The organism is Candidatus Palauibacter scopulicola, assembly GCF_947581915.1.
GTDB classification, from domain to species: Bacteria; Gemmatimonadota; Gemmatimonadetes; order Palauibacterales; family Palauibacteraceae; genus Palauibacter; species Palauibacter scopulicola.
In genome coordinates, this window is the sequence record NZ_CANPWG010000021.1 from 179,765 (window position 1) to 200,262 (window position 20,498).

Genomic DNA, 20,498 nt, shown 5'->3' on the forward strand with positions numbered 1-20,498 from the left:
CGTTGGATCCGCGCTCCGACCGCTCTGCAAGATGGCCCGCGCACCACGCGTCGTCCATGCTGACGCGTCCTCGCCGCTCACGATCGGGTCAGGAACCGCTCGACGAACCCCGTGTCGATGTTCCCCGAGACGAAATCGGGATGGGCAAGCACCTTGCGGAGGAAGGGAACCGTCGTATGCACTCCCTCGAGGATGAACTCCTCGAGCGCGTGGTAGGCGCGGATCCGGGCTTCATCCCGCGTTCGGCCCCAGACGACGAGCTTGGCGAGCAGCGAGTCGTAGAACGGAGGGACGACGTAGCCGCCGTAGATGTGCGTGTCCACCCGCACGCCGGGCCCCCCGGGCGCGTGAAACGCCGTGACGGTGCCGGGCGAGGGACGGAAGCCCTGCTCGGGATCCTCCGCGTTGATCCGGCACTCGATCGCGTGCCCCTGGAATTCCACGGGCTGAGGGATGGCGAGCTTCTCTCCCGCCGCGATCCGGATCTGTTCCTTGATGAGGTCGACCGAAGTCACGAGTTCGGTCACGGGGTGCTCGACCTGGATCCGTGTGTTCATCTCCATGAAATAGAACTCGCCGTCCGGCGCGAGCAGAAACTCCACCGTCCCCGTGCTCTGATATCCGATGGCCTCCGCCCCGAGGATCGCCGCCGCTCCCATCGCCTCGCGAAGCTCCGGCGTGACGGCCGGACTCGGTGCTTCCTCGACGAGCTTCTGGTGCCGCCGCTGGCTCGAGCAGTCGCGTTCCCCGAGGTGCAGCACGCGCCCATGGCGGTCGCCGACGACCTGGATCTCCACGTGGCGTGGCCGCTCGATGAGTTTCTCGAGATACACCGTAGGGTCGCCGAAGTTGGCCTCGGCCTCGTTCCGCGCCATCGCGAAGAGGTTCTTGAACTCCCCCTCCTCGAAGGCGGCCCGCATGCCCTTCCCTCCGCCGCCGGCGGCCGCCTTGATCATGACCGGGAACCCGATCCGGCGGGCTTCCTCCAGCGCCTCCGCCTCGTCGTCGAGCGGCTCCGGCGAACCCGGGACGACGGGGACGCCCGCGGCGATCATCGTCTTTCGCGCCTCCGCCTTGTCCCCCATGCGGCGGATCTGTTCGGGGGTCGGCCCGATGAACACGAGACCGCTGCGCTCGCAGATCTCCGCGAACTCGGCGTTCTCCGCCAGGAAGCCGTAGCCGGGGTGGATGGCGTCGGCCCCGGTGATCTCGGCCGCGGCGAGGATCTGCGGGATATTCAGATAGCTCTCGCGGCCCACCGGCGGCCCGATGCAGATGTCTTCGTCGGAAAAGCGGACGTGGAGCGAGTCGTGGTCGGCCTCCGAGTACACGGCGACCGTCCGGATATCGAGTTCACGGCACGCGCGCAGGATGCGGAGCGCGATCTCGCCGCGGTTGGCGATCAGGATCTTGCGGAACATGCGCCCGACCGCGGCTTCAGTCGGGCTCGATGCGGAAGAGCAGCGCGCCGTATTCCACCGGCTCGGCGTTCTCGACCGCGATCTCCTGCACGACGCCCGCCACATCCGACTGAAGCTCGTTCATGAGCTTCATCGCTTCGAGGATGCAGAGCGTCTGGCCGGCCTCAACCCGGTCCCCCACGGATACGAAGGGGTCGGCGCCGGCCGCCGGTGCCCGGTAGAAGGTGCCGACCATGGGCGACAGCACCTCGAACAGCCCGGACGCCGGTGCCGCCTCCGCCGGCGGAGGGGCGGACTCGGCGGCCGGCGCCGGCGCGACCTCCACCCCGCCGACCGCCGCCGCGGGCACCGCCGCAGGTACGGCCGCGGCAGCCGCCAGGCGGGGGGACTTCCGGATCCTGACCCGGGTCGGGTCTCCCGTGTCCGAGCCCACAAGCTCGATGTCGAGGCCGTCCACGCCCGACTCCTCGACCAACTCGATGAGTCCCTTCAGCCAATCCAGGTCCATGGTCAGGTTACCCGCGTGATGTACTTGTTTTCCGTCCTGTCGACGCGCACCACGTCGCCGGTCTCGAGGAAGAGCGGCACCTGGATCACGGCGCCTGCCGTCAACCGGGCCGGCTTCGTTCCGCCCTGGGCCGTGTCCCCCCGCACTCCGGGGTCCGTCTCGACGATCTCCAGCTCGACGAACTGCGGAAGTTCGATCGCGAGCACGACACCGTCACGGTTGAGGCTCTGGCACTCCATGTTCTCCTCCAGATACTGGAGCTGGTCCTCTCCGATCTGATCTTCCGACATCGGAATCTGCTCGAAGGTTTCCATGTTCATGAAGTAGTACAGGTGGCCGTCCGTGTACGTGTACTGGACGGGCCGCCGTTCCAGGCGCACCTCCCGGACCTTCTCGCCGGCGCGGAAGGTCTTGTCGATCACGCCTCCCTCCATCACGTCCTTCAGCTTCGTGCGGACGAAAGCCCCACCCTTTCCCGGCTTGACGTGCTGGAAGTAGGTGATCGAGTAGAGGGTGCCGTTGAGCTCGATCGTCATCCCCCGACGAAAATCCGAAGTATCTGCCATGGTATCCGATAGCTATGCACTAGAGCCGGACGAGGGCGCGTGGAAGGCGGGTCAGCGTGCGGGCACCGGCCTCCCCTATCCGCACATCGTCCTCGATGCGCACGCCGCCGCGCCCGGGAAGATACAAGCCCGGTTCCACTGTCACCACGTTTCCGGGCTCGAGGACATCTTCGGAGCGGGACGAGAGACTGGGGCCCTCATGCACGTCGAGTCCGATCCCGTGCCCCGTGCCGTGGCCGAAGAAGCCGTCCATGTCGTGGCGCGCGAACGTCGTTCGCACGGCCAGGTCCACCTCCCGGCACGCGACCCCGTTGCCGATCACCTCGCGCGCCTTCGTCTGGGCTTCGAGCACCTGCTCGTGAAGGGTCGCCTGCCAGGGCTCCGGCGTCCCTCGCACGAGCGTGCGTGTAAGGTCGCTGCAGTAGCCGTCCACGCGGGCGCCGAAGTCCATGAGGAGGAGATCTCCCGGCTCGACGCGCCGGGCCGTGGGTGTCGCGTGGGGAAGCGCGGATCGTTCTCCCGCCGCGACGATGGGGTCGAAGGGGAGCGGGTCCGAGCCTCCGCGGCGGAGTTCCATCTCGAGCGCGGTCGCGATCTCGCGCTCGCTCGGTGCGGCGGACCACTCCATGCTCGACAGCAACCGGTTGAACGCACCCTCCGCCACCGCGACCGCCCGTTCGATGGCGTCCACTTCATCGCGGCTCTTCACCCGCCGCAGCGTCCCGACGAGATCGCGGAGCGGGACGAAGACGATATCGGGGAGCATGTCGCGGAGAGACTCGTAGTCGGCGACCGTGACACTCTCGGCCTCGAACGCGATCGGGCCGCCCGCGTCCGCCGCCACTTCGGCGATGCCGCGGATCCAGCCCTCGCGGCCGATATGGGCACGGATGGGCCCCGCCACCTCCAGGCGCACCTGCTCCTCGTATCGAAAGTCGGTGACGAGCACCGGCGGACCCTCGAGGGGGATCCACAGCGCTCCCGCGGAACCCGTGAACCCGCTCAGGTAGCGGACGCTGGACCGGGCGGTCACGAGGACCGACCGGCGCCCCGCGGCGTTCGTCGTCGCTTCAAGCCGACCGCGCCGCGTTCCCGGCGGCGTCACTCCGTTCCCGCCTCGCCGCTCCCGCGAAGATGCCGGACGAGCGCCTCGAGACCGAACAGGTAGCTGGAGGCGCGGAATCCGGCGATGACGCCGATCGCAAGGTCGGAGAGGACCGATGTGTGCCGGAATGACTCGCGGGCGAACACGTTGGAGAGGTGGACCTCGACGAAGGGACGGCCGGAGCCCGCGAGGGCGTCGCGGAGCGCCACGCTCGTGTGGGTCAGGGCGGCCGCGTTCACGAGCCAGGCCTGCACCGAGTCGGTGTTCGCCTGCAGCCAGTCCACGATCTCGCCTTCGTCGTTGGACTGGAAGAACACGAGCGAGACGTCGTCCAGGCCCGCCCGTTCGCGGAGGAGTGACTCGATCTCGGCCAGCGTGTGCGTGCCGTAGTGGTGGGGTTCGCGGCGCCCGAGGAGATTGAGGTTCGGCCCGTTCAGGACGCCGATGCGGATAGGCCCGCGCACCCGCTCAGTCCGATCTCGCGGGAGCTTCGCCATCGAGGATCCGGCGAAGCTGTTCTCCGATCGACTCCTGGGCGGCGGACGGGTCCGACGACTCCGCCCCGTCCTCCGCGGCCGGGACGTCCCGCGGCGCTCCGCTCGAGGCGGCCGCGGCGCCACCGGAGGGTGGTCCTCCCGCCTCCTCCGCGCGGCGACGTATCTCCGCGAGCGCCGCGGCGAGATCGGCGTTGTCCGGGTCGCGGGAGAGCATCTGTTCATACACCCCGATCGCGCGGCCGAAGAGGCCCTGGCTCGCGTACAGTCCGGCCAGCGTCGAGGTTTCGATGCTCTGCGGCGCCACCGGCGGCGCGGCCGTCGCGCCGCCCGGAGCGGGCCGTGCATCGGCTCCGTCGCTCCGCCACGCCTCCTCCAGCGCTTCCATCCAGTCGTCCGTCGACGCGGCGCCGTCGGAACCGCCCGTGTCGACTCGCTCGACGCCCAGCGCCATGCAGGCGAGCGGGTTCGCCGGATCCAGCGAGAGGATGTGTTCGAACTCGACCCGCGCGAGCTCGTCGCGACCGAGTTCGAGCAGCACGCGGGCGTGGAGCAGGCGCGCGTCCAGGTAGTACGGGTGTTCTCTCAGCCCATCACGGATCACACCGAGGGCGCGTTCGTGCTCCCCGGCCTGCCGGTAGAGGTCGGCGAGGCGCGCGAACGTGTGGATCCGAGGCTCCAGTTCGGCGCGGCGCAGGAGTTGTTCGATCTCCACGGTCTGGTCGTCGGCGGCCACAGGCGTCGCAGGGAAAAAACAGGGGCAGGTTCGGGCCTTCCGGCCCGGTCTGCGGCAACATACCGACCGTTTTTTTCGGTTGTCAACGAACGCCGGGAAATACGGCGGAGCTCCCGCCGTTCGTTGCCCGCAACGCTGGCCCGGCATACGTTTTTCACCTGCGTTTCCAGCCCCGGCGCGACCGCGCTCGGGCGACTCGATTCAAGACGACAAGGTGGGTTCGGCGTCTCATGTTCATGCGGAAGATGCGCGGCAGCGCGAGCCTCGTGATGGGCATCATGGCCGCGGCCTTCGTGGGCTGGCTGGTGTTCGACGGGATCAACGCGATGCAGGGAGGGAACCTCGGCGGGCAGATCAACCCCGTCGTGGGGCAGGTCGGGGGACAGGACATCCGCTACAACGAGTGGAATATCTTCCTCCAGAACCAGCTTGCGGTGAACCGCGCGGCCGACCGCGGCATGACGGACGAGGATGTCCGCGTCGTGACCGAACGGGCCTGGGAAAGCCTGGTCAGCGCGACGCTGATCCAGGCGGAGCTGGACCGGCTCGGCGTCAGCGTGACCGATGCGGAGGTCCGGCAGGCGTTCCTCACGCAGCCGCCCCAGGAGATGTTGAGCTACCCCGGGTTTCAGACGGACGGACAGTTCGACATCGACAAGTACCGCCGGTTCTTCACGGACCCGGCGACGGATGAGACGCAACTGCTGCAGATCGAGGGCTACTACCGCTCCATCCTACCGCGCGCGAAGCTGCAAACGCTCGTCCAGAGCGGCATCTACGTATCCGAGGAAGAAGCGTGGCGGTTCTATCGGGACACGAACGAGCAGGCCCGCGTCCGCTTCGCGCGGATCGATCCGGCGGAGGCCGTGGCGGACTCCCAGGTCTCCGTTTCGGAAGACGAAATCCGGCGGGTCTACGACGAACGCGCGGACGAACTCATCCGGCCCGCCAGCGCCCGCGTGAACATGGTCAGCATCTCGCTCCGGCCCTCCGTCGCCGACTCGCTGGCCGCCCGCGAACGGGCCGCCGCCCTCGCGGACCGCGTACGAGGGGGCGAGGACTTCGCCGAGGTGGCGATGGCGGAGTCCGCCGACTCCATCTCGGGCGTGGAGGGGGGCTTCATGGGCAAGCGTCCAACGAGCGCCTTCGACCCCCGACTCACGGAGGTGGCCGCGGACGCCCCGCTCGGACAGGTCACGGATCCGGTCGAGACGCCGTTCGGGCTGCACGTCCTGCAGGTCGACGAGCGGAGCTCGGACTCGCTGGCGCTGCGCCAGATCTACGTCCCGTTCGAGATTTCCGGCGCGACCGAGGATTCGGTGTTCACCCTCCTCGACGACCTGGAGGATCTCGCGCTGCGCACGGACCTCACGACGGCCGCCGACTCGCTGGGCGTGACCGTTCGCACCGATGTGCAGTTGCTGGACGGCGTGGACTTCATTCCGGGCGCCGGCCAACTGGGCGTGGCGAGGGAGTGGGCGCTCGGCCCCGAGAGCGAGATCGGAGACCTGTCCGATTCGTTCGAGAACCCGGCGGGCTTTCATCTGGTCGAGCTCCTGGGACGGCGGGACGAGAGCACGATTCCGTTTGAGGAAGCCGGGATCGGGATCCGCGCGGAACTGATCGTGGAGAAGAAGAAGGAACGGGCCGCGGAACTGGCCGGCAGCCTGCTCGACGCGGTCGCGGCCGGAAGCACTTTCGACGAGGCCGCGGAGGCACTCGGCTGGTCGGTCGAAGAGACCGGTTCATTCCGCCGGGGCGACTTCGTCCCGGGACTCGGCCAGGGTACGGAGGCGGTCGGTTTCGGATTCGGGGCTGCTGTCGGTGAACTCAGCGGCGCCCTCGATGCCGGGGATGCGGTGGTCGTCGTGGAGGTTCTCGAGCGTGAAGAGGCCACGCGGGAAGGGTTCGAAGAGGTCAGGGACGCGGTGGTGGGGCAACTGGGCTTCGAGCGTTCCCAGCAGTACGTACAGAAGTGGCTGGTTGCGCTTCGCGAAGACACGGCCGTGGAGGATCACCGCGCGAGGCTCCTCCTGCAGCAGGAGGCCCAGCCCATGATCCCGGGCTTCTGATCTCCGACCTCTGATCCCGAGCGGGCTGACCGCCTGGCGGGGGCCGGCCGCCCGGCGCGGAACCACGCAACCCCGGGCCCCCGCGTGCGCCCCTGCGGTCCCGCGGGGTCCTGCGGGGTCCCTTCTGCTATCGGCTAGCTTTCCGTATTGGCGGGGCGGGCCTGCGCCGTCTCCTGGGTGGCGGAGGCGGCCGATGGAGGCGCGGTATCCCCCGTGATCTCGGCTCGCACGTCACCCTCGACCTCCTTGATCGAACCCTTGAACTCCCGGATCCCGCGGCCCAGCGAACTCCCGATCTCGGGCAGCCGCTTGGCGCCGAAGAGGAGCAGGATAGCGAGGAATACGAGCAACAACTCCCATGGGCTCAGACCGAACATCTCAGACTCCTTGGCTGTGGCTCATCGTCGGCGTCCCGGTCAGAGAAGCGACCGGGCGAACCAGGCGACGAGCACGACCCCGACGACGCTCAACACATTCAGGCGCAGGACGATCGGCCCCAGCGTGAACGCGAGCACCTTGAGATCGAATGCAAGCGGCTGCAGTGAAGCCGCGACCGTTGTGATGAAGAACTGACGCGCCGCTGACGGGGGCAACGTAACCGTCGCGAGTTCGGTGAGCAGCCCCCCGAGCACGAATCCCCCCGCGATGATGAGGACCAGGCGTATCGGGGAACGATGGCGTCGGCTTCCGAAGTTCACTCGCTACCGTACCCTCTCGACGACATAATCCACCGCAAGGCTCAGCGCCTCGAGGCACGGACTCGTCGGCAGGCGCCGGAGCTGATCCCGTGCCCGGTCCGCCCGCGACCGCGCCTCCTCGCGGGCCGTCTCCACACCTCCGTGCGCTTCGACGAGGTCCACGATCTCCTGCACGGCTTCGGGAGAGGGCTCCGGGTCCGCAAACAGCCCTTCGACTGCGCGCCGCTCTCCCCACTCCATCTTGGGCAGGGCGGCGATCAGGGGCAACGTCACCTTGTGTTCCTGCAGGTCCTGCCCGCGCGGCTTGCCCATCACGCGAGTCGACGATGAATAGTCGAGCAGATCGTCGACGATCTGGAACGCCATTCCCAGGTGATGGCCGTATGCGCGGAGGGCGTCCCGGTATTGCGGCGCTCCCGACAGGGTCCCGAGTTCGCACGCGGCGGACATCAGGGACGCCGTTTTGTGTTCGCACAGCCTCTCATAGTCCTCGCGCGTGAAGTCGAGGCCATCGTGGAGCACGAGCTGCCGCATTTCACCGATCGTCATGCGGTTCGCCGTATCGGCGAGGAGGGCGACCTGTTCGAGGCTGCCGAGCGCGACGACCTCGATGACCGCCCGCGAATAGAGGTAGTCTCCCGCGATGATCGCGACCTGGTGCGTCCAGCGGTGGTTGACGGTGGGCCGGCCTCGCCGTCTCGCGGAGTGATCGACCGCATCATCGTGCACGAGGGTCGCGACATGCAGCAGTTCGACGATGGCCCCCAGCTTCACGGCATCCGGGGAGGGGCGTCCTCCCACGCCGTCGGCAAGGAGGAGCAGCGTGGGCCGGAGTAGCTTTCCGGACCGCGCGAACAGGTAGTCGCCGACCTCGTCGAGCGCCTCGAATCCCGATGGAACCATCCCGCGGAGCTCGCGCTCTACGGCAAGGAGCCGGTCCGCTACGGGCAGGCGGACTTGTTCCAGATCGATGGCGGTGGTCGGGAGCATACCCTCCTCGGCGCGCGAGCCGCGCATGAAGTGCACGGGAATGTCGGGAGCCCCGCGAGGAATGTCAAAAGCGCCGGCCGCCCAGGCCGCCGGCACCGAAACCGCCCTGGCCGTCCTGCGACTGCTGGTCGTAGTCGAACTTGAGATCGGGCGCGTCCATGAGGCTGACGCTCATCTGGAAGATGAAGTTCCCGTTCGGTGAGCGGGCGAACATGAAGGTCGCGATCCAACGGTGCAGGGCGCGGTCGAGCGTGATGAGGTGCTCGCCGAATTCCTTGTTCGTGAGGTTGTACGTCGTGCGCCAGGCGAGACGCCAGTTCGGTGACGGATTGAGGGAGAGGACCGCGTTGAGCGACTGCCGGTCCTGCGAACTCTGGTCCTCCCGGCCGCGCTGGAGCGAATACGTCAACGCAAGCGTCCACGGGCCGCCGGCCCGCAGGCCGGGGTCCCCGGGATCCGGATTCTCATCGAAACTCTGCAGCCGGTATCGGGAGTCGGCCGCATTCCGCAGGCGGCTCTGGGGATCGGCTCCGCCCCCACCGCCACCGCCGCCCAGCCCGAGCAACCCCCCGAGGCCGCTGGCCGAACTGAACGTGAAGCTGCCCGTCAGGCTCGACAGGATGGGGGCGAAGACCCGCTCCTCCCCGGTGCCCTCGAACAGGTCGAGCGACATGTTCAGAGACAGTCCCCTGAGCAGGTCCGAGTTGATGCGGTGCGACCAGCGGTCCGTCGTCAGCGGCGATTCGTTCTCGCGGGACCAGTCGAAGGTGAGCGGACTCGAGTTGATTCCCAGGAGGACGACGTTTCGGCGCGGCTGCGCGCGGCGTGGCGCATCGGGGTCTCCCGTGTCCCCTCCGGCGCCGGGCGCCTCCCGGCCGGCGTCCGTCAGCCCGCGAGCCGCTTCGCCCGGGTCCTCCGCCGCCGGATCCTCCGCGGCCGGGTCGACTTCCGGCGCCAGGACCTCCGCCGAATCGCCGGCCGCCGCAAGCGAATCCGCCCCGGGCGTGGCCGCCGCGGCCTCCCGGCCGGTCGAATCCGCCTCGAGCGAGCGGCCCTCCAGCAGCGCTTCCGCTTCGGGATCGAGTTCGACTTCCTCGCGCAGCTTGGCTTCGAAGGTCTGGTTCAGGGTGAGGCGAAGCCGGTTCTCCTCCTTGGAATTCGACACCGGGAACCCCGGGATCGCCAGCAGGGAATCGGAGGCCTCCACGGCCGGGGAATAGTCGTAGTGAAAGCGCGGCGAGACCTTGTGTCGGATCCGCTCGAACGGGCCGACACCGGGAAAGAACCCGTAGATGTCGGTGGACACCGCGGCTCCGATACGGAGGCGCGCGGGTGCCGCGATGAGCTCTCCGTTCGTGTCGTCCGACTGGAACCGGCTCGCGTCCACGCTCAGCGTCGGACGAAGCGTCGTGCTCCCGATGAGGTCGATCTGGTATTCCGCCTGTGCTCCGTAGTCCAGCTTCGAAACGCTCCCGGACGCCGCAGCCGCCGTCGTGTCGGCGCCGGACACCGGCTGGAACGGCAGTACGGAGTTGCGGTTGAAGCTCGTCCGCCCGCTGACTCCGAAGGAGCCGATGCGCACGGCGCTGTTCGCGGACGCCACTTCGGTCCTCTTGCCGTCGCTCTCTTCCTGGGTCCGGTCGAGGCGCGAAGCGGAGAAGGCGCCGTTTACGACGATGTTGTTGAACGGCCCGCTGCGGTTGCGGGGCGCGCGGAAGAGAGTCAGGGGCGAGAAGGTCATCTGAAGCTTGGGCAGCGTGAGGTCCGTCCGCCCCTTCTGCGCCCCCAGATCCTGGCGCCGGCTCCCGCTCACGTTGACGGACGCGAAGGGGAACCGGTGCTGGACCCCGACATCCGACGCGATCCGTTGCGTCTGGACCGTCGGGTCGAAGGTCTGACGCTCGAAGACGGTGGTGTTCGAGATGAAGTTCGCGTTGACCCGAATGTCCGTGACGGGGGTCAACTCGTGATTGTGCCGCATCTGGAACTGCAGGGTCTTCTCGTTCCCGAAGCTGTAGCTCGCGATGACGTTGCCGCGGAAGAACTTCTTGATCGAGCGGTATCGGACGGCCCCGTTGAGGCGCGTGAACCGTCCGCTGAACCAGTCCGCCGTCGCCTGCGCATCCATGAAGTCGTTGAACGCGAAGTAGTACCCGAAGTCGGTGATGCTCCGGCGGGCGTTGCTGGAGGACGCGACGACATCGTTGAACCCGAAGCGGGGCGGCAGAAAGCCGCTTCTCCGCTCCTCCCGAATGTCCTGTGCGAAGAAGGGAAGCCACGCGACGGGCACGTTCTGGATGTAGAGAGTCACGGGCCACGCCACGACGATATCGTTGGAAACGACCTTGATCTGCCCGGCGCGAAAGTAGTAGTGCGGTTCATCGAGGTCGCACGAGGTGAAGTTCCCGGTCTCGACGAAGGCGGTGCCGGAGCCCCGCATCGTCATGAGCCCCCGGATGAACCAGTCGGCGCCCTGCTGGGCGAACGAGGTTCGCGCGTCCACGACGGTGCCCTTGGTGGCGGAGACATCGTAGTTCAGACACTCGTCGGAGATGACGTTCTCCCCTTCCCCGGTGAGCGAGATGTTGCCGCAGCCCCGCACGAACTGCAGACCCGCCTCGTAGGTGATCGTGTCCGCGTCGATCGTGGACTGCTCGTACATCACCTGTGCCTCACGATTGAGCTGCACTCGTTGCCGGTCGACATCCAGCTCGACCCCGCGCCCCTGGTAACGAATCGCTTGATAGCCCGGCTCCCCGAGGAGCTGTCCGAAGATGTCATCCTGTTGCGGGAAGGGCGGGTCGTCCGGACCGGCATCGAGGGTGTCCGCGGCGGCCGAATCCGGAAGCGCGGGGCCCGCGGCCGCGGCGCTCGAGTCAACGGCCGCGGCCGGGTCGCCGACCGCGGCGGCGGAATCGCCAACGGCGGCGGAATCGCCCGCCGTCGCGGCGTCGCCGGCCGCAGCCGAGTCGGCTCCCGGGAGTTCCAGCGTATCCCGCGCCGTCGAGTCCCGGGAGACGGCATCCCGAGGCAGCGTGTCCCGCCCCGCGACCACGACCGTGTCGGTATCCGCCCGGACGGTGAACTGAAGGGGGCGGACGCCCGCGGGCGCGGCGCGCGCGGTTTCGGTTGCGCCGAGGCCGCCGAGCAGGGCCGCCAGCGCCAGGAGCGTGCGCAGCCTCAGGCGGAGCTTCCTTCCTCGGCGGCCCGCTCCGTCTCCTGGCGACGGCGCCGAAGCACCCGGGTCATGATCACCGAAATCTCGTAGAGGAACATCATCGGCAGCATCATCGCGAGCATCGTGTACGGGTCGGCGGGCGTGAGGAACGCCGAGACCACGGCCATCACGACGATCGCGTGACGCCGGTACTTCGCGAGCCCTTCGGGCGTCACGATCCCGACCAGCGACAGGAAGACGAGCACCACCGGCAACTCGAAGATGAGCCCGAACGCCAGGATCAACCGGACTGCGAAGGTCAGGTACTCGTTGATCATGATGACGGGGTTGAGCTCATCGAACGTGAAGAAGTTGAGCAGGATGTTGAGCCCTAGCGGCAGGACCAGGAAGTACGCCATCGAGATGCCGGCGATGAAGAGGATGGTTCCGGAGGCGATGGCCGGGATGGCGAACTTCCGCTCGCTCTCGTACAGGGCCGGCGAGAGGAAGCCCCAGGCCTGCAAGGCGAGGTAGGGGAAGGCCACGATGAGACCCACGATGAAGCCGAGCTTGAGGATGGTGATGAACGGCGTCGTCACGCTGGAGTAGTTCAGGGCCTCGCCCGGGAGGAGCTCCGCGATCGGCCGCTGGACGATGCCGAGCACGTCCCACTGCGTCACGGCCACCAGCCCGATGACCATGCCGACGATGAGCGCGAGGAGCGCCCGAATCAGGCGGGAGCGAAGCTCATCCAGGTGATCCAGGAAGGGCATCTCCGCCTGATCGGTCGCGCCCCGGGTCTGTCGCCGCAGCCTCATCGGCCCTCGTCGCCTCCCGCCGAGAACAGTTCGACCTGCCCGGCCGCGCTGTGTCCGGCGCGTCGCAGGAGTTGTCCAAGTTGTCGCACTTCCTCCATGAACTCCGTGGTGTCCTGGAAGTTCCGATACACGCTGGCGAAGCGCACGTACGCGACCTGGTCGAGGGCGCGGAGCCGTTCCATGACGAGTTCTCCCAGCCACAGGCTCGCGACATCCCGCTGGTCCGCGGCCGCCAGCTGTTCCTCGACTTCGTCCACGAGAAACTCGATGTCGCGGTTCGATACGGGTCGCTTCGCGCAGGCCACGCGGATGGAGGCGAGGAGCTTCCCGCGATCGTAGGTCTCCGAGCCGCCGTCCTTCTTCATGACGAGCAGGGGCTCTTCCTCGACCTGTTCATAGGTCGTGAAGCGTTCACCGCAGGAGAGGCACTCGCGCCGGCGGCGGATGGCCCGGCCCCCGCGACTCGTACGCGAGTCGACGACCCGCGCCTCGAGGTGGTTACAGCCGGGACACTGCACGGTAGCCTGCGGTCACCGCGGGGTCCGCGGCACTAGCAGCCTTTGCCACGGACGGCTAGCCGCCCAGCCTCTCGCGTTCCCGGCGGGCCTCCGGGGCCTCGGGGCTGTTCGGATAGCCGCTCTCGATCTGTACGAACAGCCGCCGCGCCACCGCCGTGTTGCCCCGTCCCGCCTCGATCATCGCCCGGCGAAAGAGCGCCGCGGGAGCCCGGCTCGAATCCGGATAGAGTTCCGTCAGCCGACGGTACTCCTCGAGCGCGCTGCCCGGATCCTGTGCGTCCTCGTAGGTGCGCGCCACCCAGTACTGGGCATCGGGCGCGAACTCGTGGCCGCCGTAGACGGCGAGGAACTCGCGGAAGGCGTCGCGCGCGGTTTCGAGGTTGCCGCGCTGGTACATGTCGAGCGCCATCGCGTAGACCTGGGACGCCACATCGGACCCGGACCCGGCGGCAGGGTTCGATTCCGTGGCGGGCGGACCCGCGGCGGGCGGGCCCGCGTCGGCCGGTCCGGGGAAGCCCATGGGCGAGGGGGAGCCCTGGCGGCGCTGATTCTCGTAGATGTCGTTGAGCAACTGGTTGTTCTGGGCGGACATCTCGATGATCTGCTCGAAGAGATCCTCGACCCGCCCGATCAGGCGTTCGAGTTCGCCCCGGCCCGTCGTCTCCCGGCGCTGGCTCGAACTCTCGATCGACTCCAGGTCCGCCTGCACCGCCTCGGCCAGCCGCAACTGGCCCTCGGCGAGAACGGCGATTTCGTCCCGCAGGGCGTCGCCCATCGTCTCGACATCGCCCCTGGACGCGCATGCGGCGGCCGCAACGCCCAACAGCACGGCGACCGCCACATGCTTCATCTAGATGTCTCCGTCCGTGATGACGAACTCACCGCGACGATTCTGCCGCCAGGCCGACTCGTTGCTCCCCCGGGCCAGCGGCATCTCCTCCCCGAACGTCACGATATCGAAGCGGTCGGCGTCCAGCCCCAGGCTGGAGAGATAGTCGACCGCGGCCTGGGCCCTCCTCAGGCCGAGCGCCTGGTTGTACTCCAGGGAGCCCCTCTCGTCGCAATGGCCCTCGACCCGGAGGCGGATTCCGGATCGGCCCCGGAGCGCTTCCGCCTTGCGCTGCAGAATCGCGGCGGCGTCGTCGGTGATGGCGGATTCGTTGTAGTCGAAGTGAATCCGCGCGACGATCGCCTCGCCGTCCATCGCGCGCTCGATGTCCGCAGGCGCGGACTCCGCGCACGTCGTACCGGGATAATCGTTTACGGCTCGCTCCAGCAGTTCTCGCGCCCGCGTGAAGTCGCCGGCCTCCATGGCCGTCATCGCCTGGTCGCAGAGCCTGGACGCGGCCGCCTCGCGCTCCGCGCTGTCATCCACGACCGGGGGCGGAGGGGGAGGCGGCGGGGGGGGAACCGGCTCCGGTTCCGGGTTGCCGCTGCACGCCGTCGCCAGAAGCGCAACGAGAAGAATGGGAGAGAATCGGTGGCTCAGTCGCATCGAGGTCTCCTTGTTTGCCAGTCGCGGGACGAGAGTTCGGCGAGGACAGGGCGAACGTCGGCGCTGAAAACGCTGACCCGATCCCGGTTTCGACACGGATTCGTAACCTATCGCAGACCCGTCAAGTCGCAACCCGCAGGACGAGCGCGGTCACGAGCCCGCCGGGATGGGGGGCGACCAGTCCGGGAGACCGTCGAGCCGTCCCGCCGTAAGGGGCCGCGACCTCCCCGTGAAGACATCGAGGATCCAGACCGTCGAGCCCTGTGAGTCGACCGATGAGAAGACGAGATGACGACCATCGGGGGCCCAGCTCGGATCTTCGCTCTCGCCGCGCTGGGTCAGCATGCGCCGGTCGGTGCCGTCCGGGTTCACCGTGAAGATCTGCCAGCGGCGGTTGCTCAGGGCGGAATACGCGATGCGGTCGCCGTTCGGCGACCAGTCCGGGCCCGCCGCGTTGGTATCCTCCCGCGGGTGGTAGATGCTGATGCGGCGGGCCGGGCCACCCGAGACGGGACGGACGTAAACCTGCTGCTCGTTGGCCGGATCGGCCTCGTACGCGAATGACGCCCCATCCGGCGAAAAGCTGGGATTCAGCGACTGGGCCCGGCCCTCGGTCAGCGGCCCGTCGCCTTCGACCACGATGCGCGTCGTTCCGTCGATCCCTTCCGCATACGCCAGCCGCCCGTCCGGCGTCCAGGTCGGCGTCTGAATCAGTCTCCCGGATCTCACCGTGCGGCGACTTCCGGTGATGAGGTTCAGCTCCACGAGTGAGAAGTACCCCGTCTCGTCCTGGATCGTATACGCGATGCGGGTGGCGTCCGGCGAGAAGGCGGGCGAATAGACGTTGCGCCCTCCGGTTTCGATCCGCTGCGGGTTCCCGCCATCGCTGTCGATGAGCAGCAGGTAGGACGATCCATCCCCATCCCTCCGGCGCAGGGCGATCCGGGTCGCGGCAATGCCGCGCTGGCCTCCCGTCGCCCAGAAGACGATCCGGTCGGAGACCCGGTGGACCGACATTCGGAAGTCGGCCGCATCCATGGACGGCAGGCTGAAGGCCTGGACGTTCTCGAGGTTCCCGTACACGAGGTCGTGCAGGCCGACTCTGAGGAGCGGGGTCTGCGTCCCCGGCGCGACGGAGATGTCCGCGGTGACGAGCCACACGGCCCCGAGCTGGTTCCAGAGCGCGTAGTTCGGGGGGCCGCTCAGGGTGAGCGTGTCGGGCACCGCCAGGATGTCGAACCGGTCGGAATAGTCGAGGTCCGTGCGGAGAATCTCGCCCACCGCCGCGCCCAGTTCCTCGAATCCGGCGCTCGCGGAGACCGGCGCGACGACCATGCCCGGCACGTAGCGGGCCTCGTAGGTGAGACCCAGGCGGAGCGCGCCGCCCTCCTGACCGCCCAGCGGCGATCCGGCGGCCGCCGCGGCCAGCGTCAGCCCCGCGGCGGCGCCCCGGCGTCGCCGCCCCGCGGTACGGCATCGACGAAGGATCCGCGATCCGCCCATCAGCGTGCGCTCGGATCGAAGAAGAACGAGACGGCGAGCGCGTCCGCGGGAAAGTCGTCGGGAAGCGGGCCGAAGGCCTGGTCACGGCCGGCCGATTCCACCGCCCCCATCGCCTGGACATCGAAGACCAGGCTCCCGGATCTCGCCACCCACTCGAACCCCGTCACGCGCCCGTCCCGGTGGATGATGAAGTAGATCTCGGCCCGAAGCTCGCGCGCGCCCACGGGCGGCCGCCAGCGGCGCTGGATCTGGCGGATGATGTTTTCCTCGTATTCGGGCCAGGCCGAGGCTTCGCCGGCGATCCGGATCGTGCGCACTTCCTCGCCGACCTCCTCGGCCCGCGCGGGTTCCGGCTCCGCCTCGCGCTCGATCTCGACCTCGGCCTCCACGGTGGGCGTCTCCACCTGCGGCACCGGGTCAGGCGTCGGTTCCGGGGGAGGCGGCCGGTTCTCCTCTTCCGCGACCTCGGGCGGCGACGGATCGACGCGGATCGGCGCATCCTCCGGAGCGAACTCGACCATGTTCACCCGCACCGCCGCAGGCATTTCGGGCGGGCGTATCGCCGCGTCGCCGAACAGGACGAGAACGAGGAGACCCCCGTGGACCAGGAGCGAGCCGTACACGGCCCGCCTGTGAGGTCGCCCGTGACGCTGCGGCCCTCCGCGCCGCCATGCGCGCCAACGCCCGGTTTCCACCCCTCCGTACGGAGTCATGGGCGGCGAAGGCTCGGGTCCGGGTCCGTGACCATGTTCAGCACGCCTCCGGCCTCCTGAATCCGACCCATCACGCGGGTCGCCTGCCGAAGGGCGAGGTCGCCATCCGCCTTCAGGTACACCGCATCCGACTCGAAGCGATCGAGCGCCAGCGCGAGCGTAGCGTCGAACTCCTCCAGCGTCACCGGTACGTCATCCAGGTAGATCTGCCCGTCCGCGTCGATCGAGACCACGAGCGCATCGGCGGCGCTGAGGGGTGCGGAGACACCCTCCGGCAGGTCGATCTCGATGCCGCCCTGGAGGATGGGCGCCGTGATCATGAAGATGATGAGGAGGGTGAACGCCACATCGACGAGGCTCGTGACGTTGATCTCCGCCACGACGCCGATCCCGTCGGCCTGCTGTGTAAAGCGCCTTTTCATCCCGCGTTCCTTATCCTCCGACCGTCGGGGTTCCCTCCCGGCTCACAGGCGCCCCTCGCGCGCGAGAGTCCCCACGAATTCGCTCGCGAATCCTTCCAGTTCTCCCACGAAGAGACGCAGGCGGGAGGCATAGTGGTTGTACGCGATGACCGCGGGAATCGCGACCGCCAACCCCGCGACGGTCGTTGTGAGCGCCTCCGCAATGCCCGGCGCGACCGCCGCGATGTTGGCGGATCCCTGCGATGTGATGCCGATGAAGGAGTTCATCACGCCCACGACGGTGCCCATGAGGCCGAGCAGAGGACTCACGGAGCCGATGATCGCGAGCCAGGGAAGTCCGTGCGCGAGTTCGTCCTTCTCCTCGGCAAGGCTCTTCTCGAGCACCAGCCACAGCGCTTCGAGTTGCGTGGGGCTCAACCCCTCCCCGACGTGCGTGGCGTCGAGCGCGCCCGGACGCAGTTCCGAGAAAAAGGCGATCCCCTCCCGGAACACCCTTCTGAAGGGGGAGTCGTCGAGTTCCGCCAGCGCGTCGTTGAGGTCCGCGAGACCGTTGGCCCCGGCCATCGCGAACACGAAGTCATCCGCCCGCGCGTTCACGGCGCGCAACTCGCGGAACTTCCAGATGATGAGGACCCACGACACGAGCGAGAAGGCGGCGAGCACGGTGAGAATGATCTTCGTGGGCAGGGTCGCGCCCAGGATCATGTCGATGGGGGAATCGATCACGCGCGCGGAAAGATCCTGCACGACGTCCAGGCCCCCTCCGACCCCGATCCCGCCCCCCGCAATCACGTGCGCCCCCCCTGCGTCGTTTCCGCGCTCATCCGCTCCCTCCTCACCTCCCCGACCGGCGGGCCCCGGCGGCCTGTCAGCCATGGTTCCATCTGACGAAGACACGCCTCGCCGTCGGACCGTTCGGCGAGCCACCGGATGGCGCGCGTCGGACCGTGCAGAACCTTGTTGAGCGCGGCCTGACTCGCCAGCCGCCGGGCTTCGTCGGCGTCGCCGGGCACCGGGGCGCGGTCGGCGAGGGCATCGGCGACCAGCCGGCGAGCGGTGTGCCTCAGCGCCCGCACGGCCGGATCGGCGCGACGACTTCGACGCCAGGCCCGGTACTTCGCGACGTGCCGCTCGATGATCGCCTCCGCCCGCTCGCGCTCGTGCTCGCGCGCCGCCCGGGCGCGATCCACCACTTGCCGCAGGTCGTCGATGTTGTACAGGAACACGCCGGGGATCCCGGCCACACGCGGATCGACGTTGCGGGGCACGGCGATGTCGAGAATCACGAGCGGCGCCTGCCCCGTTCGCGGGCTCCGGACGTGCGCCGCCCCAAGGAAGGCCGCCTCCGACTCCGTGCAGGCGATGATGAGATCCACGCGATCCAGCGCCTCGAGCGCCGCGCCCCTTCGCATCGCGACCGCTTCGAGCGGCCGGCTCACGCGTTCGGCCCGGGCCGGGTCGCGGCTCGCCAGGAACACGCGCCCCGCTCCTTCCCGCTTCAGGCACTGCACCGTGAGTCTTCCCATCTCACCGGTCCCGAGCACGAGCACGCCGCGGTCGTCGAGCGAGCCGAAGACCTTGCGGGCGAGACCGACCGCCGCGCCGGGGATCGACGTCACGCCGCTCGCGATCGACGTGTCGGCCCGTACGCGTCCGCCGACCTCGAGGGCCGACTGGAACAGGCGATGCAGCACCGGCCCCACCATGGGACGTCCATCCCGGTAGGCTCCCCGCACCTGGCCCTGAATCTGCGGCTCGCCGACGATGAGCGACTCCAGTCCGCTGGTCACGCGGTACAGGTGGCGGACGGCGCGCCCCCCTTCGAGCGTCGCGAGGTACGAATCTCCCGCGGGCCCCAGCCCCGACACGCGGCACAGTGCGTCGCGTCCCAGGCGGTCGAGCGCTGCCGCGTCGCTTCCCGCCAGGTAGCATTCCGTCCGGTTACAGGTGGAGAGCACGACGCACTCGGCAACGCCCGGCCTGGCCGTCAGGTTCTGGACCCACTCCGCCCGCCGCCGGTCTCCGAGCGCGAAACGTTCCCGGATGTCGATGGGAGCCGTCCGGTGGCTGAGTCCGACCGCGACGAGCGCGTCGGCGGGAGCACGCGGCGTCGTCTCGCGCATCGGGGGATCCGTGCCGTGGCGAGGTCCGGCGACCGCGACGCCGGACACCTCAGAAGGGGAGATCGTCCTCACCCGCGACGGACCGGTTGGAGAACTCCGAGAAATCCGAACGCTCCTGCCGGGGTTCCGCCGCCGAATAGCTCTCTCCGCCGCCGCCGCTGCTCCCGAGCATGATCATCTCGAGCGCACGGATCTCCGTCGTATACCGCGTCTGGCCGTCCTGCCCTTCCCACTGCCGGTACTCGATCCGGCCTTCCACGTAGACGCGGTCGCCCTTGCGCAGGTAGCGCTCGCAGATCTCGGCGAGGCGGTCCCAGCAGACCACTCGATGCCACTCCGTCTTCTCCTGCTGGTCGCCGGCGCGCGTCGTCCACCGGCGGCTGGTCGCGACGGAGAGCGTCGCCACCCGCGTACCCGTGTTCGTCGACCGCACTTCCGGGTCCGCGCCCAGGTTTCCGATGAGTGTCGCCTTGTTCAGACTGCGCGCCATTCCCGCCTCCCCGATGATCGACTCGAAGGTCCATGGTGGTGGTGATGATGAAGAGGATCAAGGTAACAGGATAGGATCAACGGACCAGCAAGCGGCGCATGACGAGAGCGTCTTCCTTCGGGCCCGCATAGTAGCCGCGCCGCCGTCCGACGATCTCGAATCCCCGGCTTCGGTAGAGATCCTGTGCGCTTCGGTTCCCTTCCCGGACCTCGAGGAAGATCCGCATGACGCCCCGGACCCGCGCTTCATCGAGAACCGCGTCCACCAACTCGCCCCCGATGCCGCGCCGGCGGTCGTCCGGGGCCACGGCGAGGTCGCCCAGTTCCGCCTCCCGCCCGACGAACCACACGGCGGCGTACCCCGCGACGCGCCGCTCTTCGTACACGGCGGAGAGCAGCACCGCGTCGGGGCGCCGGAGCAGGTTCCTGAACGTCCGTTCCGACCACGGCGTGGCGAAGCAGGCCTCCTCGATCTCCGTGACCTGCCCGAGGTCCGACTCGACGAGCGGCCGGATCCTGAGCATCGGCCCAGCAGCCCGTGGCAACACCCCACTGCGTTCGAGCGGCGCTGCATCTCGTCTGAACCGCTGCGCTCTGCGTCTCTCCTCGGTCACGTAGCTCTGCAAGTCGGACGCTCGGAATCCCATGATGTCCGGCATCGTCCATAGTC

General features: G+C 68.5%; 22 protein-coding genes. 1 reads left to right on the forward strand and 21 read right to left on the reverse strand.

What is annotated here, in order from left to right:
* Positions 1 to 77: 77 nt before the first annotated feature.
* Genes accC through RN743_RS04750 form a run of 6 tightly spaced genes read right to left on the reverse strand, consistent with a single transcriptional unit; the run spans position 78 to position 4,830 of the window.
* Positions 78 to 1,421: an acetyl-CoA carboxylase biotin carboxylase subunit gene (gene accC / locus RN743_RS04725; protein WP_310776824.1), complete on the reverse strand. Its 1,344-nt coding sequence runs from the start codon at positions 1,419 to 1,421 to the stop codon at positions 78 to 80.
* A gap of 16 nt (positions 1,422 to 1,437) precedes the next feature.
* Positions 1,438 to 1,929, reverse strand: a complete 492-nt coding sequence (accB, locus tag RN743_RS04730; RefSeq protein ID WP_310776826.1) for an acetyl-CoA carboxylase biotin carboxyl carrier protein — start codon at positions 1,927 to 1,929, stop codon at positions 1,438 to 1,440.
* A gap of 2 nt (positions 1,930 to 1,931) precedes the next feature.
* On the reverse strand, positions 1,932 to 2,495 hold the full coding sequence (gene efp, locus RN743_RS04735; RefSeq protein ID WP_310776828.1) for an elongation factor P: 564 nt from the start codon (positions 2,493 to 2,495) through the stop codon (positions 1,932 to 1,934).
* 19 nt (positions 2,496 to 2,514) lie between these two features.
* Complete coding sequence (locus RN743_RS04740; protein WP_310776829.1) at positions 2,515 to 3,600, reverse strand: Xaa-Pro peptidase family protein; 1,086 nt, start codon at positions 3,598 to 3,600, stop codon at positions 2,515 to 2,517.
* Positions 3,597 to 4,064 (reverse strand): type II 3-dehydroquinate dehydratase, encoded by a 468-nt coding sequence (gene aroQ / locus RN743_RS04745; RefSeq protein ID WP_310776831.1) that lies wholly within the window; start codon positions 4,062 to 4,064, stop codon positions 3,597 to 3,599. Before aroQ ends, RN743_RS04740 begins: the two co-directional genes overlap by 4 nt.
* Positions 4,065 to 4,068: 4 nt before the next feature.
* The gene (locus RN743_RS04750) at positions 4,069 to 4,830 is read right to left on the reverse strand and encodes a tetratricopeptide repeat protein (RefSeq protein ID WP_310776834.1); all 762 of its coding nucleotides are present in this window, start codon (positions 4,828 to 4,830) and stop codon (positions 4,069 to 4,071) included.
* A 236-nt stretch (positions 4,831 to 5,066) separates the two neighbouring features.
* Between RN743_RS04750 and RN743_RS04755 the strand changes: the two genes are divergently transcribed.
* Positions 5,067 to 6,902, forward strand: coding sequence for a peptidyl-prolyl cis-trans isomerase (locus RN743_RS04755; protein WP_310776837.1), 1,836 nt, complete (start codon positions 5,067 to 5,069; stop codon positions 6,900 to 6,902).
* Between the two features lie 134 nt (positions 6,903 to 7,036).
* On the opposite strand, the gene RN743_RS15975 is transcribed toward RN743_RS04755, so the two are convergent.
* The 15 genes from RN743_RS15975 to rimI all read right to left on the reverse strand — a co-directional run bounded on the left by RN743_RS15975 (position 7,037) and on the right by rimI (position 20,352).
* On the reverse strand, positions 7,037 to 7,279 hold the full coding sequence (locus RN743_RS15975; protein WP_343218984.1) for a twin-arginine translocase TatA/TatE family subunit: 243 nt from the start codon (positions 7,277 to 7,279) through the stop codon (positions 7,037 to 7,039).
* A gap of 39 nt (positions 7,280 to 7,318) precedes the next feature.
* The gene (locus RN743_RS04765; RefSeq protein ID WP_310776840.1) at positions 7,319 to 7,600 is read right to left on the reverse strand and encodes a DUF4321 domain-containing protein; all 282 of its coding nucleotides are present in this window, start codon (positions 7,598 to 7,600) and stop codon (positions 7,319 to 7,321) included.
* Positions 7,601 to 7,603: 3 nt separating this feature from the next.
* Positions 7,604 to 8,590 (reverse strand): polyprenyl synthetase family protein, encoded by a 987-nt coding sequence (locus RN743_RS04770; protein ID WP_310776843.1) that lies wholly within the window; start codon positions 8,588 to 8,590, stop codon positions 7,604 to 7,606.
* 64 nt (positions 8,591 to 8,654) lie between these two features.
* Complete coding sequence (locus tag RN743_RS04775; RefSeq protein ID WP_310776846.1) at positions 8,655 to 11,645, reverse strand: putative LPS assembly protein LptD; 2,991 nt, start codon at positions 11,643 to 11,645, stop codon at positions 8,655 to 8,657.
* A gap of 125 nt (positions 11,646 to 11,770) precedes the next feature.
* Positions 11,771 to 12,565: a twin-arginine translocase subunit TatC gene (gene tatC, locus RN743_RS04780; RefSeq protein WP_310776849.1), complete on the reverse strand. Its 795-nt coding sequence runs from the start codon at positions 12,563 to 12,565 to the stop codon at positions 11,771 to 11,773.
* Positions 12,562 to 13,083, reverse strand: a complete 522-nt coding sequence (gene nrdR, locus RN743_RS04785; protein WP_310776852.1) for a transcriptional regulator NrdR — start codon at positions 13,081 to 13,083, stop codon at positions 12,562 to 12,564. Before nrdR ends, tatC begins: the two co-directional genes overlap by 4 nt.
* A 55-nt stretch (positions 13,084 to 13,138) precedes the next feature.
* On the reverse strand, positions 13,139 to 13,933 hold the full coding sequence (locus RN743_RS04790) for a tetratricopeptide repeat protein (protein WP_310776855.1): 795 nt from the start codon (positions 13,931 to 13,933) through the stop codon (positions 13,139 to 13,141).
* Positions 13,934 to 14,578, reverse strand: coding sequence for an OmpA family protein (locus tag RN743_RS04795; RefSeq protein ID WP_310776857.1), 645 nt, complete (start codon positions 14,576 to 14,578; stop codon positions 13,934 to 13,936).
* 150 nt (positions 14,579 to 14,728) lie between these two features.
* Complete coding sequence (locus RN743_RS04800; protein ID WP_310776861.1) at positions 14,729 to 16,081, reverse strand: hypothetical protein; 1,353 nt, start codon at positions 16,079 to 16,081, stop codon at positions 14,729 to 14,731.
* Entirely contained in the window at positions 16,081 to 16,704 is a 624-nt protein-coding gene (locus RN743_RS04805) for a TonB C-terminal domain-containing protein (protein WP_310776863.1), read from the reverse strand. The genes RN743_RS04800 and RN743_RS04805 overlap by 1 nt, the downstream gene beginning before the upstream one ends.
* 86 nt (positions 16,705 to 16,790) lie before the next feature.
* Entirely contained in the window at positions 16,791 to 17,216 is a 426-nt protein-coding gene (locus tag RN743_RS04810) for a biopolymer transporter ExbD (protein ID WP_310776865.1), read from the reverse strand.
* A gap of 42 nt (positions 17,217 to 17,258) precedes the next feature.
* Entirely contained in the window at positions 17,259 to 18,008 is a 750-nt protein-coding gene (locus tag RN743_RS04815) for a MotA/TolQ/ExbB proton channel family protein (protein WP_310776868.1), read from the reverse strand.
* A complete protein-coding gene (gene hemA, locus RN743_RS04820; RefSeq protein WP_310776871.1) occupies positions 18,005 to 19,339 on the reverse strand; it encodes a glutamyl-tRNA reductase in 1,335 nt (444 codons plus the stop codon). The genes RN743_RS04815 and hemA overlap by 4 nt, the downstream gene beginning before the upstream one ends.
* Before the next feature lie 49 nt (positions 19,340 to 19,388).
* Positions 19,389 to 19,829, reverse strand: a complete 441-nt coding sequence (ssb, locus tag RN743_RS04825) for a single-stranded DNA-binding protein (RefSeq protein ID WP_310776872.1) — start codon at positions 19,827 to 19,829, stop codon at positions 19,389 to 19,391.
* A 76-nt stretch (positions 19,830 to 19,905) separates the two neighbouring features.
* A complete protein-coding gene (rimI, locus tag RN743_RS04830; RefSeq protein WP_310776874.1) occupies positions 19,906 to 20,352 on the reverse strand; it encodes a ribosomal protein S18-alanine N-acetyltransferase in 447 nt (148 codons plus the stop codon).
* Positions 20,353 to 20,498 lie beyond the last annotated feature (146 nt).

What these genes read in the sequence shown, in the direction of transcription:
- accC (WP_310776824.1), bottom strand. Translation starts at nt 1,421, where the DNA reads ATGTTCCGCAAGATCCTGATCGCCAACCGCGGCGAGATCGCGCTCCGC.
- accB (WP_310776826.1), bottom strand. Translation starts at nt 1,929, where the DNA reads ATGGACCTGGATTGGCTGAAGGGACTCATCGAGTTGGTCGAGGAGTCG.
- efp (WP_310776828.1), bottom strand. Translation starts at nt 2,495, where the DNA reads ATGGCAGATACTTCGGATTTTCGTCGGGGGATGACGATCGAGCTCAAC.
- RN743_RS04755 (WP_310776837.1), top strand. Translation starts at nt 5,067, where the DNA reads ATGCGGAAGATGCGCGGCAGCGCGAGCCTCGTGATGGGCATCATGGCC.
- RN743_RS15975 (WP_343218984.1), bottom strand. Translation starts at nt 7,279, where the DNA reads ATGTTCGGTCTGAGCCCATGGGAGTTGTTGCTCGTATTCCTCGCTATC.
- RN743_RS04770 (WP_310776843.1), bottom strand. Translation starts at nt 8,590, where the DNA reads ATGCTCCCGACCACCGCCATCGATCTGGAACAAGTCCGCCTGCCCGTA.
- tatC (WP_310776849.1), bottom strand. Translation starts at nt 12,565, where the DNA reads ATGAGGCTGCGGCGACAGACCCGGGGCGCGACCGATCAGGCGGAGATG.
- RN743_RS04790 (WP_310776855.1), bottom strand. Translation starts at nt 13,933, where the DNA reads ATGAAGCATGTGGCGGTCGCCGTGCTGTTGGGCGTTGCGGCCGCCGCA.
- RN743_RS04795 (WP_310776857.1), bottom strand. Translation starts at nt 14,578, where the DNA reads ATGCGACTGAGCCACCGATTCTCTCCCATTCTTCTCGTTGCGCTTCTG.
- RN743_RS04800 (WP_310776861.1), bottom strand. Translation starts at nt 16,081, where the DNA reads ATGGGCGGATCGCGGATCCTTCGTCGATGCCGTACCGCGGGGCGGCGA.
- RN743_RS04810 (WP_310776865.1), bottom strand. Translation starts at nt 17,216, where the DNA reads ATGAAAAGGCGCTTTACACAGCAGGCCGACGGGATCGGCGTCGTGGCG.
- hemA (WP_310776871.1), bottom strand. Translation starts at nt 19,339, where the DNA reads ATGCGCGAGACGACGCCGCGTGCTCCCGCCGACGCGCTCGTCGCGGTC.
- ssb (WP_310776872.1), bottom strand. Translation starts at nt 19,829, where the DNA reads ATGGCGCGCAGTCTGAACAAGGCGACACTCATCGGAAACCTGGGCGCG.
- rimI (WP_310776874.1), bottom strand. Translation starts at nt 20,352, where the DNA reads ATGCTCAGGATCCGGCCGCTCGTCGAGTCGGACCTCGGGCAGGTCACG.